Source organism: Bacteroidota bacterium (assembly GCA_039714315.1).
GTDB lineage: Bacteria > Bacteroidota > Bacteroidia > Flavobacteriales > JADGDT01 > JADGDT01.
This window is the reverse complement of the sequence record JBDLJM010000061.1, coordinates 1-17,731: the sequence shown is the minus strand read 5'-3', so window position 1 is coordinate 17,731 and position 17,731 is coordinate 1. Positions and strand designations below refer to the sequence as shown.

The window sequence follows — 17,731 nt, the reverse complement described above, 5'->3', positions numbered from 1 at the left end:
TGACTAAAACATACAAATAATTAACAGATGAAACTTTATTATTGCGAATCTATTTTCCTTTAGCTTTGGCAACAGATCCAAAAGTGTTTAAAATAATCTTTATATCAGTCCAGAAAGAAACTCTTTTCAGATATAATTGTTCATATTTTAACCTTCGTAACATTTGGTCTACAGAATGAGCATAGCCAAATCTAATTTGACCAAGCGAGGTGATACCGGGCTTAACTTGTAAGAGAGAATCAAAATCACCATTTTTTTCTTTGATCTTATCTATAAAGTACTTCCTCTCTGGCCGTGGCCCTACAATCGACATATCTCCTCTAATAACATTAAGTAGCTGCGGAAGTTCGTCCAAATAATATTTTCTCATAAACCGACCCCACGGAGTAATTCTGTTATCATTATTGTTTGTCAGCATAGGAATATCATCCTCAGAATCAACTTTCATTGACCTGAATTTGAAAATATGGAATTCTTCTCCATTTAAACCTATCCTCTTCTGATGATAAAACCCGGGGCCTACAGAGGAATGTTTTGTGATTAAGTACAAGGTTATTAAAATAGGAGACAACAGTATTAAAGAAACCATTGCTAAAGAAAAATCAAAGAGATGCTTAAAAAAATAAGAATAGGGAGATACTGCCAACTCATATTCTGAATTAACACGTCTTTGCTTAAAAACCACTCTTAAGGATGAGTGTTTTTTTACAACTTGATTATTTTTTTTAAGCTCCTGCAAAATAAATTATTTGGCTTCAAAGATATAAAATAACGTATATAATAGTATATTTATTATGTATTAAAACCATTAATAAAAACTTCCATTCACATAACAATTATTATATATACCCTTTTAACACCTTGTTATTTGAAACAGAACGACAAGCATCAATAAACCATCCCCATTTATTAAAATATTTTATCATTTCTTTACTGTGAATCCATAATGTTTTTAAATCCTTATACGATGCCTGCTCATGGTGATGTATGAAATTCCTTTCAGTATATATTATATTTTTATACTTCTCAAACATCCTGCGGGAAATATCAATATCTTCAGGATACAGAAAAAACCTCTCATCGAATAAGCCAACCTCCCTTAATGCAGAGTTTCTAAAAAGCATAAAACTTCCAAGAATAACAGGTGCCTGATAAGGTTCTTCCTGATTAAATTTTAATTCATATCTATTATTAATATCATCATTATCCTTTTTATCGGAAAAGAATCTGCGAAACAACAGGTGACCGGGACTTGGTATCAACCTGCCATTACTTTGTAAACTTCCGTCTGGGTATTCTGCCTTAGGAGCTATAAGACCCGTTCTTTCATTATTTTCCAAATAGATCAACAGTTCTTTAATAACATCTCCTGTAAATGAGACATCGGGGTTTAAAACCAAATGATATTTAGTCTTTTCCAAAAAATGGCGTATAGCAATATTATGGGCCTTACCATAACCGAGATTTTCATCACTTAAATAGTAATGAATCCTGTCATATTTATTTGCCAGATAGTTGTATCTGCCATTTGCCGTGTTATCTATAATCCATAACTCTCCTGAATATTCTGCATCAAGATAACTTGAAATACTTTCTTCTAGAATTTCCTCGTCTGTATTATAAACAACTATCGAAGCGGATATATTTTGCATTAATGATTCTTAATAATTACCGGAGTGCAATATTAAAATATATTAACAACATTAGTTCTATAAATTTATGAAGGAATTATAAAATGTCATTAATTTTATACTTATAAACCAAAAAAACCTTAACTTATATCAACATCAATGACATAGCTAAAAACTCATTAAGGAATTTTTAATTTAAATATTGATCACTATGAAGAGTAAACCTCGTTTTGCTGTAATTGGGATAGGACGATTTGGAACGGCGATTGCAAAAAAACTGGCTATTAAAGGTGCCGAAGTAATTGCTATTGACCGAAGTAAGGATAAAATTGATAAGATAAAGGAGCATGTAACATATTCAGTGGCATTGGATTCTACTGATAAAAATGCCCTGTTTTCGCAAAACATAAATGAGATGGACGCTGTAGTAGTTTCCATCGGAGAGGACTTTCAGGCTTTACTGCTAACAACATTTATCCTACAGGAATTAAACGTTAAGAGAATTATTGTACGGGCGCAAGGGGAAGCTCAAAAGAAAATACTCAAAAAAATGGGAATTGAGGAACTTCTTTCTCCCGAAGATGAAGTTAGTAACAATATTACAGAATCTTTAATAAACCCGAGTGTTCTATTATGTGTAACACTACCGGATTCATACGAAATCATTGAAATTAAGGCTCCCAAGAACACCATTGGCAGATCAATTTTTGATATTCGTCTAAGAGAGAAATACAAAATAAACCTTATAACACTTCTTAGAAAAAGAGGCGATGAGCATCATATTTTAGGTGTTCCGAAGCAAGATACAGTTATCGAAGAAGATGATTTAATATTAGCCTTCGGTTTAACTAAAAATGTTGACCGTTTCATCGAAATAAACAAATAATCATGACTATAGCATTCATAACAGGTAGCAGTAGAGGACTTGGCCTTGCCCTTGCCGAATTACTCCTAAAAGACAAAAATGTAAAAGTGGTTGGTATTTCAAGACATCAAACAATTGAAAATCCAAAATATGAACATATAGCATTAGACCTATCGGACCTTAAAACCGTTGAAAAATTCAGATTTCATGTAGATGAATATGATAAATACATATTGATTAACAATGCAGGTGTTATAGAACCTATCGCTCATGTCGGACATACATTTTCAACAGACATAGTTTCTAATTATAATGTAAACCTTATTGCTCCATCATTATTAACTAATACTTTTTTGAGACAGTTTTCCGAACTAAAAAAGCCTATTCACATTATTAATGTCAGCTCCGGAGCAGGAAAACACCCTATAGACGGCTGGAGCACTTACAACGCTTCAAAAGCAGGCTTAGATATGTTCAGTTTAGTTATAGATAGGGAATTGAAAATAAACAACGATAACCATATCCGTATTCATTCTATCGCTCCCGGGGTTGTAGATACCGAAATGCAGGGCACTATCCGAAACACTGACATTAAAAACTTTAGCACAGTAGATAAATTCAAAGACTACTTTAGTCATGGAGATTTAGCAAAACCTTCGGACATAGCAAAAAAATATAAAAAGGTAATTGATAATCCTGATGATTTTCCAGAGGTTGTAATATCTGTAAGAGATTTTTAATCTGATAAATTACACTTAAAAACAACTCTTAATTTTCTATTGCAATATTAACCTGTCTGTGGATATAAATACTGTTATTCGCATGAGTTGTGATTTTAGCTATGAAGTCATATTTTTTCATCATGAAGTGCCCGGGCAATAAATGAATACTGATACTTGCTCTATTCTTCTTTTGATTTGAAACCGGGAAGGCATCTAACTTCGAAAAATACTTCCCGTCTTTTAGTTTACCTTCAAAAAACTTCACCTTTTTGTAACTCCCCTTCACTGACAAATTTATCCGATAGCTTCCATCTATTTTTAAATTATCAATCTGATTAATCACAAATTTAGGTCTACTTTTTAATTTTCCGGATTCAGTATATTCCTTCAGATTGTTTTCCGGTAAACTTTGGTGAAAATTTTGAGTTGACCACAACTTACCATCCCTTCTAAACTTTTTTCGCTCACCGTTAATCTTATCATCTCTATATGGTGTAATTCTGTATGCCTGACCGTTATCGTGATAAACTACCGACTCTCCTTCACGTTTACCATCAACATAGTTTATTGTGTTCTGAAGCTTACCTCTTTTATTGTACACCTCCTGTACTCCATCTAATTTCTTATTCTTATAACGGGCTGTTTTGTAGATCTTTCCGTTTTTATGTCTAGATACATACTCCCCGTCGGCTATATTACTGTTATCTCCTAATTTTAATACTTTTTCCTTAGTATCTTTCCCTTCGGTTGGGGAACATGAAATAATTGAAAGACTGAAAAAAATTACTGCAAGGATTATTAATTTATTCATAGATTTGAGCTTATTATTTCACAAAGCAAGTAACTAAAATAAACATATCCTAATGTCACAAGTCAAATATTTTTTTCTGATTATTTCTCTTGCAGTTTCCTCAAATATCAAATCACAAACTTATCACACTAAGATAGATGACCTTATATTTTATGACGATAATGAAATGGAACTTTTTTCAAAGATTGATTCATTAAATATTGATGAAGATTTCATTCTTTTAGGATTTTCAAATTCAAACGATAGGTACAACAGTATCAAACTACAAAAAGAATTTGTGGATAAATGGATTTCCAAACACCGCGATAAAGTAAATAAGAGAAGTAACAATTATGAAAAGGCAAAATACCTTATAAAAAAAGCAAATAAGGAACTTTTTACAAAATATTCCGAAAAAAGTAATTTCTACAGTTTACAACAAGGAAGATTTGACATCGATCTCGCAATAACGACCTTAAGTTACAGCTTTAGCAAGCTAAACATCGAATACTCATTATCGGAAACTGCGATTGGCATATTTATTATTCTCGGACATAATCAGCAATTATACTTTATTAGTATCAATGATAATAAAGACATAGTTATATTGAGCAAAGACGACATTGAAAGGAATATAATAACATACAAACTTGAAGCAAAACTCATAGATAATGATGAAATAAGATTATTATCGCCGGAATTACTGGCAGACAATGTAACTTCATTAGAAAATTTGATCAGTATTAAGGAGTATTGTGCATGGCTTTTTTCTAAAAAAGCTACAGACGAAATGGAACTCGAAAAATATCCTGAAGCAATTAATAATCTAAAAAAAGCATACTTCATATATCAGTCACCGGTAATCAAATCTTTATTGGAAACTACAAGTTTAAGTGCAATGCAGGAAGGCTCATACTCTACTTCCAAAAAGATTCCTTTTTGGGCCGATTACATAAATTTAAGCACTAAAGAAGAAGCAACAAACAGTATCAATTATTTTCATGAAGAGGAAAGAAATAATCTGACAAAAAGAAAAATATCTACATCTCAATATATTGCAGAAACAGATAGTTTGAATAGCAAAATATTATCACAGGAATTAATAAAAGTGTCAAATTTCAACAGGAATATGGCTCTTACCTACCACTTTTACAACAAATCACAATCATCAAAAGCACTAAGTTATTCTGAGAAAGCATTGGAAATATTCCCAAATGATACTATCGCAAATGATGTTTACTCACAACTTCTGCTTTCTTCTGTAAATTTTAATAATAGTCCGCAAATAGCACTAACGAAACTGGAAGAGAAATCAATAAAATACCCGCTGATTAAGCTTAACAACAGATACAATCAGGCGCTCCTATTTCTTTACCTGTCGAATGCAATAGACTATTTTTCATCTAATAATTCGAAAAAAGGAGAGTATTTTCTAACTAAATTTGAGAATAACTTCAATACAGAATTAGAAGATTTAGTTAAGACAGGAATAATAGGTAAAGCCTATAGTTCGGCTGTAATGCACTACTTTAGAATGCAAAAAATTTCTAAAGCAAAAGCAACCGCAAAAAGGGGATTAAAATACGACAAAGGCAGTCAGGAATTGAGTTACAAACTAAGACTGATTAACGAAAATCCATATTAAGATTAACCTAAGAATATACAAAATGAATCGTTTTATACTTCTACTGATTAGTTTAGCATTATTTACAAATACATTCTCACAGGAAAAGCCTATTGCAATAGCAATTCACGGGGGTGCAGGAACAATACTAAAAGAAAATATTAGCCCTGAAAAAGAGCAGGAAATAAAGCAAAAGTTAGAAGAAGCTCTAAAAGCCGGCTACAATGTCCTTAAAGAAGGAGGCAGCAGTGTAAATGCAGTAAGTGCAGCCATAATTGTTATGGAAAATTCGCCTCTTTTTAATGCCGGTAAGGGAGCAGTTTTTACAAATAAAGGTAAAAATGAACTGGACTGTTCTATTATGGATGGTAAAACTCTAAATGCCGGTGCTGCTTCGGGAGTATCAATTGTAAAGAATCCAATACTGTTAGCAAAAGAAATAATGCTTCACTCTCCACATGTAATGTTAAGCGGATCAGGTGCCGACACATTTGCCGGAGAGCAAGGTCTTGAAATTGTATCTCCCGAATATTTCTTTACAGAGTCGAGGTACGAATACCTGCAGAAAGTAAAAAGCCAAACAAAAATTAAATCTAATTCAGGATTAAAAGGCACAGACGACTGGAAATACGGCACAGTTGGAGCAGTAGCCCTTGATCAGGATGGAAATCTTGCAGCCGGAACCTCTACCGGTGGAATGACCAATAAAAAATATGGCCGTATTGGCGATTCTCCAATCATCGGAGCAGGAACATATGCCAACAATAATTCGTGTGCCGTTTCATGTACCGGTCACGGTGAATATTTTATTAGGTTGGGTATTGCAAAAGACATTTCAGCTTTAATGCTTTACAGCGGTTATTCACTAGAAACTGCTTCAGATATTGTTATCAATCAAAAGCTTGAACAGCTGGGAGGTAAAGGAGGACTAATTTCTATTGATAAAGACGGAAATATTGCAATGCCTTTTAATACTGCAGGTATGTACAGAGCATCTATTGATATTGATGGTAATGTTGAAATAAAAATATATAACGATTAACTCATTTTTGAAAGGCTTATAAGGAATAAAAACTCTAAAAACCTAACACACTACATGTTACTCTATCACATTTCAACATGATATTTCTTATGTTTTTACTCGTTATAATTTCTCAATTTTAAGGTCCTTAACCTAGTAATCCGACAAGTAAAGATGACATATTCTAACAATAACTCAGCAATACCCAAGAAAACTTACAAACCAGGCATTTTTCAATATTGTGACAGATGGTGCGAAAAGTGCGAACACACTAACGAATGCTTGTATTTTGATGTCAATCAAAAATTCTTTTCCAGAGGAAAAAAGGAATTTAATTTCTGGGATAAAATTGAGGACATTGTAAACTTAACCATCGATGATCTGGGAAAAGTTTCAGATAATATGGGAGTTGATTTACAGGAGTTTTCGAAAAAATTCTCAAAGAGCAATAGTGAAGAAACACTTTCTCAAGGATATCTATTGTTCGAAAAAACCGAAAAATACAGCAAACTGGTAAATGAATGGTTCGACGAATTTGCAAAGGACCCCCTACCGGCAAACAAAGAAGATATAAAGTATAAAGTTTCGCCAAAGGAGTTAGCCGAGAGTATGCAGCGTTTAACTAAAGCTGTAGAATACATAAGGTGGTATCAGAATTTCATATCTAAAAAACTTAAGAAAGCTCTAAACAGCAAACACGAATTCGAGGATGGATTCCACAGAGGATTTGCAAAGGTGGTTTTAATTGCATTAGACAGATCGATAGATTCGTGGAAAAATATAACAGAACATTTTCCGGGAACTGAGGAGAAAGTTACCAACCAACTGCTGCTTCTGGAAAAAATCAGAGAAGAGGTTGAAAAAGAATTCCCTAGGGCCAGAGGATACATCCGTGAGGGGCTTGACGGATAATCTATTATTAAAATAACAGGAAATAAAAAGATGAATAAACAATTTTAGATCTAAACTGTTTATTCATCTTTTTTTTTAATTATTCTTCACCTTAATCAAATACTCATTTCTACAATTTCTTTCGCAAGCTGAGGAGTTATAAGACCTTTCTCCCCAAGTTTCAACCAGTTTCTTTCTGTAAACTTATCGAAAACTGTCTGAGATGCTTGGCTATAATCATCTGCAAGTTCAGAAATCTTTGTTTTCAAACCTAAACTTTCGTAAAACTCCTGTGTTCTTGTAATTGCATTTACAGCCACTACTTCATCATCTCCTTCAAGCTTCCATACTCTCCTACCGAATTGAGCTAATTTTTCCTTTTTTGAATCGAGTAGTTTATAGTATAAATTAGGTCCTATAATTGCTAAAGTTTGCCCGTGATCAATACCATAAAGCGACGTTAATTCATGTCCTATAAGATGTGTTCCCCAATCTGCTGGAACTCCTCTGCTTATTAATCCATTTAATGCCATGGTAGCACTCCACATCAGGTTTGAAGCCAAATCATAATCATCCGGGTTGGTAATAACATCCACTCCAATTTCTGATAATGTTATTAAAATACCTTCTGCAATTCTATCCTGTAAAGGCGCATTGTTAGGATAAGTAATATACTGTTCCAATACATGTACAAATGCATCTACCACTCCATTTCTAAGTTGACGTACAGGTAAGGATGCAACAACACCGGGATCGAGAATAGAAAACTTTGGAAAACAAAACGGACTACCAAAGGCTCTTTTCTCATTTAACTCCTTTCGGGAAACTACAGATCCCGAGTTCATTTCAGTTCCTGTTGCCGGCAGGGTGAGGACTGTTCCCAATGAAATACCTGCTTTAATTTTATCGGCTTCTCCTGTTAATATACTCCATTCGTCTCCATCGAAAGGTGCAGCTACCGAAATAAATTTACTTCCGTCAATAACCGAACCTCCCCCAACTGCTAAAATGAAATCAATATTTTCTTTTCTAACCACTTCCACAGCCTTCATTAATGTTGAAAACTGAGGATTCGCTTCTATTCCCCCAAATTCAATAACGTCATAACTGTCAAGTGCTTTTTTTACCTGTTCATAAACACCATTCTTCTTTATACTACCACCTCCATATGCTAAAAGAACTCTGGAACCCTGATCGATATTTTCAGAAATTTTAGAAATTTCACCTTTACCGAATATGAGTTTTACAGGATTGTATAATTCAAAATTATCCATTTTTAATCGTTTTAGAATTTAGATATAAAGGTACAAAATCAGGCTTTCTCTATAAAGAAGAAATAAACAACTATTTTTCTAATCGTAGATAAGCTTATAACCTCTTCCCCTTACATTTATCAGCTCTACATCTGAATCATCTTTAAGGTACTTACGCAATTTTGTGATGAAAACATCCATACTTCGAGCGTTGAAAAATGAATCATCTCCCCAAAGTTGCTTTAAAATCACATCTCTTTCTACCAAAGAATTTTTGCTTTCGCACAGCATACGCAATAATTCGGACTCCCGGGATGTTAACTTTTTTACTGCTGAATGATGAAACAACTCCTGTTTAACAGGGAAAAAACTATACTGCCCTATCTGATATTCCTTCACTTGCTGTTTTTCCTCCGATTTTTCAACAGATTTTCTTCCCAATACAGCTTTCACGCGCATTATCAGCTCTTCCATGCTAAAAGGTTTTCTAACATAGTCGTCGGCACCAATGTTGAACCCTTCTACCACATCCTCAGTCATCGACTTAGCAGTCAGAAAAATTATAGGTTGGGTTGGATTTAGTTTTTTTATTTCTTTAGCCAGACTAAAACCATCCATAACAGGCAGCATTACATCCAGTACGCAAATATCAGGATTATAGTTCCTAAATCCTTCAAGACCTTTTTCACCATCAGTGAAATGCTCCACTTCAAAGCCTCTGGTTTCGAAACTTTCTTTAACTATTTGTCCCAAAAACACTTCATCCTCAACTAATAATATCTTTGTTTCAGCCATTATTTACTGGTATTTTAATTGTGAAAGTACTTCCTTTATCTACATCACTCTTAACACTTATATCTCCTTCAAATTTATTGATTATATTAAACACATAGCTCAATCCAAGTCCATAACCTTTTACATTATGAACATTTCCTGAAGGCACTCTGAAAAACTTCTCAAATATTTTATTCTGATAACTTACGGGAATACCAACTCCTTTATCACTTATTTCGGCAAACCAATGCTCTTTATCCGTATAGGTCTTAACTTTGATTTCCGGTTTACCTTCTGAATATTTCATCGCATTATCAATAAGGTTATAAATTACATTAGTAAAATGAACCTTATCAACTTTCAACATTGCAGTATCAGCATTCATATCCTTAATAATGCTTCCCCCATTATTTTCTAACTGGAAATTTAAATTTTCTATAACATCAACAACTGCTAAATCACCGTTTATTACTTCCCACTTCATCTGGATATTTTCGCGCTCGTATGCCGACATTTTCAATACCTTCTCTACCAACATACCAAGTCTGTGATTTTCCTTGCGTGCAATTCCAATATATTGCTTTGTCCGTTCAGGATTCTCCAAAATTTTAAAATTCTGCATAGCTTCTAATGCCAGACCTACAGTAGAGATTGGTGTTTTTAGCTCATGAGTCATATTATTCATAAAATCTCTTCGGATCTCCGATATTCTCTTCTGGTTAAAAAATCGCTTAATTATATAAACAATACTTCCAATAGATAAGAATATCAATATTATTGACGTCAATGACATTATTGCATTTTTCGAAATGATATACATATCCTTTTCGGGAAACAATATTGCAACATTAGATCCCGAAATGGAAGAATGACGCATTGGAAAATAAACTGCTTCCTTAAGCTCATCCTCAGAAAATGCTCCATTAATATTATTAATTATTTCATTTCTACGACCTACAATAGCCAACTTGTAATCAAGGTTAATATCGAACTGATTAAGTTCTCTTTTAAATGCTTTATTAAACTCATCAGAATCAAACTCTACACCCGGAAAACGACTTGGAGAATCCATATTGTTGAGTATGGAAAGAAAAATTCTATCCATTTTTTTTCTCTGAAAATCAAAATTCATTCTTTCTCCCCCATTTGATTTCCAGTTGTATTTTTTCACCTCTATAAGAGCAGAATCACCTGAGCTGTCGGCAGTAATAATTTGTTCATATTCATAGTGATTATAAGTACCATTCCCTTTCCTGAAATTTCGATGCCTTCGGGTATGACCCTGCCTATTGTTATAAACAAAAGTATCTCCTCCCATATAATCAACCACATTCGATATTCTGCGATCCAACTCCTGATTCATAGCCATAGATAACGACCTGTGAACATCATGTTGAAACCCGAGTAACTCTGTTTTATAACTTTGATGCAGCCAATAAGCCTGAAAGCCAATTACTCCCAGCATTGAAACACCAAGTAATACTATCGCTATATATATCCTTCTATTCATTCGTCAATGAAAATATTATTATCTGCACAAAAATAAACTCTTATAATTAATAAACACAGAAAGTTAACACTACTTAACCATTAATCTAATTAAACATGTGGCTCTTTCAATAATTATCTTTAAGTTCGATGGATTTTATACATGCAATGGAATTGGAAGAATTTTTAACAAAAAAAGGGTACCAAAAGGTAAAACTGGAGAAAAACGAGATTGGCCACTACCAGTTTCAGGTTTCTATAAACGATGTAAAAGGTAATTTTATACTCGATACAGGAGCATCATCGAGCTGTGTAGGAACACAATTTGCCGAAAAATACTTTTTAAAACCAGAAAGTTCCGACTACAAAGCTGCAGGAGCCGGAGCTTTAGACATGGATACTTTTCAGGCAAAAGTAAACTCTTTTCACATAAAAGAAATATCTGTTGACATTAGAAATATTATTCTATTTGACTTAACACAAATTAACGAAGCACTAAATCAACACGATGCCGACTTGATCGACGGTATTATAGGTGCTGAAATACTGGAGCAGTTAAACGCCGTAATTAGTTACGAAGAAAGAGCTCTTTATATTAAAAAACATCAAAGCGCCGAAAACAACAAACAGCTTATATAAGTTTGATTTTTAGTATATTTACTCTAATCAAACTTTAAACACTATGAGAAACCTGAAATTCTTGTTGTTTATTTTACTCATATTAGGATATCATTCTACAAAAGCACAATATTACGAGTCGAAACAGGATACAAATAAAGAGGCTCCTAATGTTAAAGACTCGGAATTTAAAGACCGAATACATTTTGGAGGTAACTTTGGTGCCCAATTCGGCGACTTTACGGCAATCATTGCCTCTCCAACCGTTTATTACGATGTTTCAAATATGTTGATGGCAGGATTTGGATTAAATTATATTTATCAAAAATACGAATACTTCGGTAAAGACTTCTCATCTTCAATATATGGAACTAAATTTTTACTGTTAGCCCAACCTATAAAAAGTATAATTCTAAGTACTGAATTTGAACGCAATTACTACGACAGGAATTATAACAATTTTGGCGAAAGAATTAATCCATATTGGCTAAACAGCTGGTATGTTGGCGCAGGCTATGCAGTACCTATGGGGAAGAGAGGAAGTTTTGTTGTTTCTTTTTCGTATGACCTTCTGCACGATTCGAAAAGAAGTTATTACAACAGCCCATGGAGACCCGGAGTTGGTTTCTATTTCTAATACCAACTACACATCAAAATGACATGTAATTGCTATAATTCATAAAATTATCCTTATCAGGTTTTTATAGAAAGTATAGATTCCAAAATACTAACTCGGATCATTTAACAGTCATATTTTGCATTTTTTTTATTAATATGTCATGATAATTATAAGTATTTTTACCCCAAAATAATTTATCTCTCTATTTTGAAAATAATTATATACACAGATGGTTCAGCCAAAGGGAACCCCGGGCCCGGAGGTTATGGAGCTATCCTTGAAACATCCGATCGAAAATTTAAAAAAGAGCTATATCAGGGTTACAGAAAAACCACTAATAACCGCATGGAACTGTTGGCGGTAATAGTGGCTCTGGAAGCTTTAAAGCGCCCTTCAGATGTATTGGTGTGGTCCGATTCGAAATATGTTGTGGATTCTGTTTTGAAAGGCTGGGTTTTTGGCTGGGAAAAGAAGAATTTTGCCAAGCGTATTAACTCAGACTTATGGCGAAGATTTTTGGTAATTTACAGAAAACACAAAGTTGACTTCAAATGGATCAAGGGTCATGCCGGACACCCCGGAAATGAAAGAGCTGATCAACTCGCAGTAAAGGGGGCTGAATCCAAAGACCTGCTTGTAGATAAAGGTTATGAAATGGAGGAAAATAATGATTCCCTTTTTTAGAATCAACCCTGTTTTTTTTCCGCCAATTAATTGCTGCTAAACAAACTACTAAAATATTCCCAGTATTTTAAATGAAAGGGATAGCCTCCGAGTCTGCTTATCATTTCATGTTCGGTTAACAATTCCTCATCAGATGGATTCATTTTAAACTTTTTGCTGTCAGGATCGTGTAAATAGTAAAACTCCGGGTGAAACTGCACACCTAGTACATTTTTGTATTTATTATGATAAATAGCTTCAATTATTTTGCCGTCGGTTGATGTAGCAGCAACCTCGAAACCATGTCCAACAGTTTTAATAGCCTGATGATGACTGCTGCACACATAAGGAGTATCGTTTTTATTCAGTCCGAAGTTGTTTGTGAAAAACTGATTTTCAACTAATTTAATCTGATGAAAACTATGACTGTCTAAAGATTCATCGGTGTCAATATTTCGCCAGTAATTGCGGTGCTGTTGATTTTCACCTAATGCCAGAACATCCTCAACATACTGCAGTCCATAGATCTCTGACGGAATGTCCTGATACATATCTCCACCTGTTGCCACACTCATGCTTTGCATCCCTAGGCAAATACCAAATACCGCATATTCCGGCTTTCTTTCCAGTAAAGGCACAAAACCACCGTTCGACTCTCTACCTAATAAATGATAGAGAAAAGAGAGTTCAAAATAATGACGATTAGGGGTTTTAATTCCGGCTAACAAACTGGTTTTTTGTCCAAAACTGACAGCGGGAATATCCCAGCCGCCCAGAAAAATTATCCCATCGCTATTTTCGAATAATTCGGTAAAGGAACCTGTACATGAATTTTCCTTAAACAAATTTCCGTCTGTAAGGTCTCCGTCTATCTTCTTTAAACTGATATATGAAATACTGTTTTCCTCAACAAACTGTTCGGCCTCATCGTAGCTGATTTCATTTTTCGTATAGAAAACAGCCTGATATTCCAGATTTTCAATATCTATAATACCATTGTCGGTCATGTAAGCCAAAGATTTTAGATAAAACACCCCGGGATTTACGAGTATTACCCTGTTTTTATCAGTTTCTACATTGCTGTTCTGTGCATAAATACTGCTTATCTGAACAATTAAAGTTATTATTGATATTAATAATATTTTTTTCATCTGTTAATAATTTGCCTTTAAACTTCTACTAATTAAATGATTTTTTTGCTTAACTACCTCTTTTATTTATTAGTGATTGTTCTTATTTATTATTAATAATGCATTAGAGACAGATCTTTCCCCTGATTTATCACTTGGAAAATTAACAATACCCTTATTTTTAGTCCACATTGTTGTTGAACCTCCTCCATCTAAATTAATCGCATCAATACATCCTATGTTTAGTAAAAACTTTTGAGCTTCAATCAGATTCATACCTTCGGCTTCTTTTTTTCTTCCATCTATAGTGATAAATACAATTAATTCTTCACTTATTCCCAAACAAGTTCTGGGGTGTCGGTCGTTAACAAATTTCATGTTGGGCAATTTCATTACTTCCGAATTCAACAAAAGTAAAGGACCTGTTATCAATACAGCAGATTCTTGTTTTGAAGATTCATAGAATTGCTCTGAATTGGCTGCTTGTATTGCAATCTTAAATTTATCTGTTATAACAATCGCCCCATTAGTAATATTATTGGATATGCCCCATTTTAAGTCAGGATTTCTGTTTCTGCTAATTACAATATCATCCGTTTCAAGATACGTAGTACTCCCTCCACTATCCATATTAAAAAAGCCTCCATTGATAGCGGCTACAGCATTTTTATTCTTTGCAAATGAACTTGTTGGCATTAAGTCTGAATTACTATAAGCGAATTCAATATTAAATTTGTTAATAGCATTTTTTGGTAATATCAATAGACTTATTATTTGATTACTGTTAAAAATGGTGTCTGTTTTTATTTGTATAAAACTTATTGAATCCCCAAATGTATTTATTCGCTGATTGAGTAAATTATTATTTTGTCCGTAACCCACAGAAACTGTGAATAAAATTAACAGGATAAATATGATATTTTTCATTGACATAATTTTGTTTTAATGTTTAATAAGATACCTAGTTTACAAAGTTAAAGGCACCTGGTTTATGGTTTTTGGATTCTTATTTGTTCCTCTAAAATTAATCAATTCGGCCAACCATGTTTCGTCAAATGGCGTATTACACATTGTTGTACGTTTGTTATTTTTATTATCGAATCACATAGTAATAACCACATTCCCTTTTTTGTGTCCTTTGTCAACATACCTGTGAGCCTCAACCATTTCTTCCAATGGATAAGATCTGTCAATGACAGATTTTAGCCGTCCCTCCTCAATAATCTCTTTGAGGAAGATTAGATCCTCAGTCTTTAACTTATAGCGGTTAGACAAAGAAAGAACGTTAAGATAGATTCCTTCCTTCTTTAGAGATATTTTTCGTTTTGAAGATGCAATTTTTCCCACTGCATCAAAAATAATGTCATAAGTCTCGCCCTTTTGGGTGAAATCTTCTTGAGTGTAATCAATAAGCTTATCGGCTCCCAGAGATTTCACCATTTCTAAATTCGTGGTGCTGCATACCCCGGTAACTTCTGCTCCAAAGTACTTGGCAAGCTGTACTGCAAAAGTACCTACACTCCCTGAAGCACCATAGATAAGTACTTTTTGACCGCTTTTAATATTTGCTTTTCTAAGAAAAACCAACGCGGTTATTCCTCCATTAGAAACGGTAGCGGCTTCCTCATAGGTCATATTGGTTGGCTTTATTGCCAGTATACCGTCTTCAGGCAAGCATCTGTACTCGGCATAAGCACCAAAACTCATATCGGTAGATGCAAAAATGGGGTCGCCCTTTTTAAACAGCTTCACCTCTTTACCCACTTCTTCAATTTCCCCGGCTAACTCCATCCCTAGTATTTTTTTTCTAGGACCTATGAAACCTACCATTATTCGCATAATAGGCTTGAAAAACAAATCTCTGACAGGGCCTAAACCGGGTTTGAAACTACGGATTTTAGTATCCCCTATGTGTACTGTAGTTGCACGAACCTTAATAAGTACTTCATTGTCCTTGGGAACAGGTTTTTCAATCTCCTTGAGCTGTAAAACTTCCGGTGGTCCGTATTTTGTGCATACAATTGCTCTCATTTCTTCCATTTCATTTTATAACCTTCACTTTTGTCGGGTGTATGTTCATTAAAAGACATGGTTTACACAAGTTAAAGGTTAGACTTTACACTAAATTTTAAGCGGGCTATAATGTTCATATTTACTACTATCTCGGCTATTAATTTTATACTTTGTTGGCAAATGTTATTTAAATAGTTTCAGGTATTCATCAAAAACATATAGCTTTCCTCTCTTGCTTCCTGTAACTTCTTTTATTATTTCAAGGTTTTCTAGTTCCTTTAATAATTTATATACTGAAGGAAGAGAAATATCTAATAGCTTATGAGCAAATTGAGCATCAATTATTGGCTTTTGAAATAAGTAGTTAATTATTGATTGCGCTTTGTTTGCTCTACTACCAAGGCTCTGGATACTTGCTTCTGCCTCTTTTTGAAGTTTCAAGATGCCATCAAATGTCTTGATGCTATTTTGGGCAGTTTCGATAACTCCAACCAAGAAAAATTTGAACCATTGAATAATGTCATTCTTCTCTCTAACACGAGTTAGGTTATCGTAATATAGGGATCTGTTTCGTTCGAAAAAGTCTGATAGATAAAGGATAGGTTTCTTTAATATTCCTTTTTCAACTAAATTTAAAGTAATCATTAGCCTTCCAACTCTACCATTTCCATCTAAAAATGGATGGATTGTTTCGAATTGATAGTGTATTAAAGCAATTTTTAATAATTCAGGGAAGAAATTCTCGGAATTATGAGCAAATTTTTCAATATCACTCATGTAATCATTGATACTGTCAAATGTTGGCGGAATGAAAGTCGCATCACTTAATGATGCACCTCCAATCCAATTTTGACTACCCCTAAATTCACCTGGGAGTTTGTGTTTTCCTCTTACTCCTGTTAATAAAGTTTTATGTGTTTCTTTTATTAATTTTGATGAAAAAGGTAGCTTTTCTAAGTTTTCAATAGCTGAATTTAAAGCTAATATATAGTTTTGGACTTCTTCCCAATCATCTCTTTTTTCTTCATTTATATCTTCTTTTTCTAAGAGAGCTTCTTCAATATTTGTTTTTGTACCTTCAATTTTACTTGATTTAGTCGCCTCTTTAATAATATGCATATTTATGAACAGGTCAATATTTGGAATATATTCAGAATACATATCTAATCTTCCTAGCTGTCTGTCGGCTTGACTTAGAAGATTTAATAACTCCATACTATCGACACTCCATTGCTGGTCAATTTTATTAGGTTGAAAGCTTTTATAAGTTCCTTGAAGTATATACTGTCCAGATTTAAAATTTTTCATATTGACTTATATTCTTAAACAAATGTAATGCTTATTTAAGAAATTGTCAAAAAACTTAAATAAGAAAGCACGTTAATTAACAAATAGAAGATTTTCTTAAATAGTGAGAGTTAATGTATCGCCCTGATTTTGGTTGACACTTTTTTTAGTGATTAAAAATTATAGTTATTTATCAAAGTGGGTATATTAGTCTATTGAATTGTTTTCAATAGGATATGTTGAAAATGTAAAGCTCCTTTATTATCGAAAATAATATGCAAAGGAGTTGAAGAAAAAGGTAATTAGATATGTCGTTGCAGAGGAGAGTTGCGAAGTACCTAA

Annotated in this window: 18 protein-coding genes; 8 read left to right on the top strand and 10 right to left on the bottom strand. The window is 33.6% G+C overall.

Annotation, left to right across the window (positions count from 1 at the left end):
* Nucleotides 1–49 precede the first annotated feature (49 nt).
* Together ABFR62_07755 and ABFR62_07750 are read right to left on the bottom strand one after the other, a co-directional pair.
* Nucleotides 50–685, bottom strand: a complete 636-nt coding sequence (locus ABFR62_07755; protein MEN8138311.1) for a sugar transferase — start codon at nucleotides 683–685, stop codon at nucleotides 50–52.
* A gap of 154 nt (nucleotides 686–839) precedes the next feature.
* Nucleotides 840–1,652 (bottom strand): glycosyltransferase, encoded by an 813-nt coding sequence (locus tag ABFR62_07750; GenBank protein ID MEN8138310.1) that lies wholly within the window; start codon nucleotides 1,650–1,652, stop codon nucleotides 840–842.
* A gap of 190 nt (nucleotides 1,653–1,842) precedes the next feature.
* Here ABFR62_07750 and ABFR62_07745 point away from each other — a divergent pair, with 190 nt between their 5' ends.
* Complete coding sequence (locus tag ABFR62_07745; protein MEN8138309.1) at nucleotides 1,843–2,517, top strand: TrkA family potassium uptake protein; 675 nt, start codon at nucleotides 1,843–1,845, stop codon at nucleotides 2,515–2,517.
* A 2-nt stretch (nucleotides 2,518–2,519) separates the two neighbouring features.
* Nucleotides 2,520–3,236: an SDR family NAD(P)-dependent oxidoreductase gene (locus tag ABFR62_07740; GenBank protein ID MEN8138308.1), complete on the top strand. Its 717-nt coding sequence runs from the start codon at nucleotides 2,520–2,522 to the stop codon at nucleotides 3,234–3,236.
* 28 nt (nucleotides 3,237–3,264) lie between these two features.
* Here the strand turns inward: ABFR62_07740 and ABFR62_07735 are convergent, their stop codons facing one another.
* Nucleotides 3,265–4,029 (bottom strand): hypothetical protein, encoded by a 765-nt coding sequence (locus ABFR62_07735; GenBank protein ID MEN8138307.1) that lies wholly within the window; start codon nucleotides 4,027–4,029, stop codon nucleotides 3,265–3,267.
* A gap of 52 nt (nucleotides 4,030–4,081) precedes the next feature.
* On the opposite strand from ABFR62_07735, the gene ABFR62_07730 reads away from it, so the two are divergent.
* The 3 genes from ABFR62_07730 to ABFR62_07720 all read left to right on the top strand — a co-directional run bounded on the left by ABFR62_07730 (nucleotide 4,082) and on the right by ABFR62_07720 (nucleotide 7,565).
* Entirely contained in the window at nucleotides 4,082–5,653 is a 1,572-nt protein-coding gene (locus ABFR62_07730; GenBank protein ID MEN8138306.1) for a hypothetical protein, read from the top strand.
* A 22-nt stretch (nucleotides 5,654–5,675) separates the two neighbouring features.
* Nucleotides 5,676–6,674: an isoaspartyl peptidase/L-asparaginase gene (locus ABFR62_07725; GenBank protein ID MEN8138305.1), complete on the top strand. Its 999-nt coding sequence runs from the start codon at nucleotides 5,676–5,678 to the stop codon at nucleotides 6,672–6,674.
* Between the two features lie 153 nt (nucleotides 6,675–6,827).
* Complete coding sequence (locus tag ABFR62_07720) at nucleotides 6,828–7,565, top strand: hypothetical protein (GenBank protein ID MEN8138304.1); 738 nt, start codon at nucleotides 6,828–6,830, stop codon at nucleotides 7,563–7,565.
* A 95-nt stretch (nucleotides 7,566–7,660) separates the two neighbouring features.
* Here the strand turns inward: ABFR62_07720 and ABFR62_07715 are convergent, their stop codons facing one another.
* The 3 genes from ABFR62_07715 to ABFR62_07705 form a co-directional block, all read right to left on the bottom strand.
* Nucleotides 7,661–8,818, bottom strand: a complete 1,158-nt coding sequence (locus ABFR62_07715) for an iron-containing alcohol dehydrogenase (protein MEN8138303.1) — start codon at nucleotides 8,816–8,818, stop codon at nucleotides 7,661–7,663.
* Between the two features lie 78 nt (nucleotides 8,819–8,896).
* On the bottom strand, nucleotides 8,897–9,592 hold the full coding sequence (locus ABFR62_07710; protein MEN8138302.1) for a response regulator transcription factor: 696 nt from the start codon (nucleotides 9,590–9,592) through the stop codon (nucleotides 8,897–8,899).
* Nucleotides 9,585–11,081, bottom strand: a complete 1,497-nt coding sequence (locus ABFR62_07705) for a HAMP domain-containing sensor histidine kinase (protein ID MEN8138301.1) — start codon at nucleotides 11,079–11,081, stop codon at nucleotides 9,585–9,587. The genes ABFR62_07710 and ABFR62_07705 overlap by 8 nt, the downstream gene beginning before the upstream one ends.
* A gap of 128 nt (nucleotides 11,082–11,209) precedes the next feature.
* Here ABFR62_07705 and ABFR62_07700 point away from each other — a divergent pair, with 128 nt between their 5' ends.
* From ABFR62_07700 to rnhA, 3 genes are all read left to right on the top strand, one after another.
* A complete protein-coding gene (locus tag ABFR62_07700) occupies nucleotides 11,210–11,698 on the top strand; it encodes a retropepsin-like aspartic protease (GenBank protein ID MEN8138300.1) in 489 nt (162 codons plus the stop codon).
* Nucleotides 11,699–11,741: 43 nt separating this feature from the next.
* Nucleotides 11,742–12,314, top strand: a complete 573-nt coding sequence (locus ABFR62_07695) for a hypothetical protein (protein MEN8138299.1) — start codon at nucleotides 11,742–11,744, stop codon at nucleotides 12,312–12,314.
* 189 nt (nucleotides 12,315–12,503) lie between these two features.
* Nucleotides 12,504–12,980 carry a ribonuclease HI gene (rnhA, locus tag ABFR62_07690; protein ID MEN8138298.1) on the top strand — a complete coding sequence of 159 codons (477 nt, stop codon included), beginning with the start codon at nucleotides 12,504–12,506 and terminating at the stop codon, nucleotides 12,978–12,980.
* A 26-nt stretch (nucleotides 12,981–13,006) separates the two neighbouring features.
* Here the strand turns inward: rnhA and ABFR62_07685 are convergent, their stop codons facing one another.
* From ABFR62_07685 to ABFR62_07670, 4 genes are all read right to left on the bottom strand, one after another.
* Nucleotides 13,007–14,110 (bottom strand): gamma-glutamyl-gamma-aminobutyrate hydrolase family protein, encoded by a 1,104-nt coding sequence (locus tag ABFR62_07685; protein ID MEN8138297.1) that lies wholly within the window; start codon nucleotides 14,108–14,110, stop codon nucleotides 13,007–13,009.
* 69 nt (nucleotides 14,111–14,179) lie between these two features.
* A complete protein-coding gene (locus ABFR62_07680; protein MEN8138296.1) occupies nucleotides 14,180–15,016 on the bottom strand; it encodes a phosphodiester glycosidase family protein in 837 nt (278 codons plus the stop codon).
* A 174-nt stretch (nucleotides 15,017–15,190) separates the two neighbouring features.
* Nucleotides 15,191–16,120, bottom strand: a complete 930-nt coding sequence (locus tag ABFR62_07675; protein ID MEN8138295.1) for an NAD(P)-dependent alcohol dehydrogenase — start codon at nucleotides 16,118–16,120, stop codon at nucleotides 15,191–15,193.
* Between the two features lie 165 nt (nucleotides 16,121–16,285).
* Entirely contained in the window at nucleotides 16,286–17,410 is a 1,125-nt protein-coding gene (locus tag ABFR62_07670) for a Fic family protein (GenBank protein ID MEN8138294.1), read from the bottom strand.
* Nucleotides 17,411–17,731 lie beyond the last annotated feature (321 nt).

Bases quoted from the DNA above. Each gene is read 5' to 3' on its own strand.
- ABFR62_07750 (MEN8138310.1), bottom strand. From the start codon at position 1,652: ATGCAAAATATATCCGCTTCGATAGTTGTTTATAATACAGACGAGGAA.
- ABFR62_07745 (MEN8138309.1), top strand. From the start codon at position 1,843: ATGAAGAGTAAACCTCGTTTTGCTGTAATTGGGATAGGACGATTTGGA.
- ABFR62_07740 (MEN8138308.1), top strand. From the start codon at position 2,520: ATGACTATAGCATTCATAACAGGTAGCAGTAGAGGACTTGGCCTTGCC.
- ABFR62_07735 (MEN8138307.1), bottom strand. From the start codon at position 4,029: ATGAATAAATTAATAATCCTTGCAGTAATTTTTTTCAGTCTTTCAATT.
- ABFR62_07730 (MEN8138306.1), top strand. From the start codon at position 4,082: ATGTCACAAGTCAAATATTTTTTTCTGATTATTTCTCTTGCAGTTTCC.
- ABFR62_07725 (MEN8138305.1), top strand. From the start codon at position 5,676: ATGAATCGTTTTATACTTCTACTGATTAGTTTAGCATTATTTACAAAT.
- ABFR62_07720 (MEN8138304.1), top strand. From the start codon at position 6,828: ATGACATATTCTAACAATAACTCAGCAATACCCAAGAAAACTTACAAA.
- ABFR62_07715 (MEN8138303.1), bottom strand. From the start codon at position 8,818: ATGGATAATTTTGAATTATACAATCCTGTAAAACTCATATTCGGTAAA.
- ABFR62_07710 (MEN8138302.1), bottom strand. From the start codon at position 9,592: ATGGCTGAAACAAAGATATTATTAGTTGAGGATGAAGTGTTTTTGGGA.
- ABFR62_07705 (MEN8138301.1), bottom strand. From the start codon at position 11,081: ATGAATAGAAGGATATATATAGCGATAGTATTACTTGGTGTTTCAATG.
- ABFR62_07700 (MEN8138300.1), top strand. From the start codon at position 11,210: ATGGATTTTATACATGCAATGGAATTGGAAGAATTTTTAACAAAAAAA.
- ABFR62_07695 (MEN8138299.1), top strand. From the start codon at position 11,742: ATGAGAAACCTGAAATTCTTGTTGTTTATTTTACTCATATTAGGATAT.
- ABFR62_07685 (MEN8138297.1), bottom strand. From the start codon at position 14,110: ATGAAAAAAATATTATTAATATCAATAATAACTTTAATTGTTCAGATA.
- ABFR62_07680 (MEN8138296.1), bottom strand. From the start codon at position 15,016: ATGAAAAATATCATATTTATCCTGTTAATTTTATTCACAGTTTCTGTG.
- ABFR62_07675 (MEN8138295.1), bottom strand. From the start codon at position 16,120: ATGAGAGCAATTGTATGCACAAAATACGGACCACCGGAAGTTTTACAG.
- ABFR62_07670 (MEN8138294.1), bottom strand. From the start codon at position 17,410: ATGAAAAATTTTAAATCTGGACAGTATATACTTCAAGGAACTTATAAA.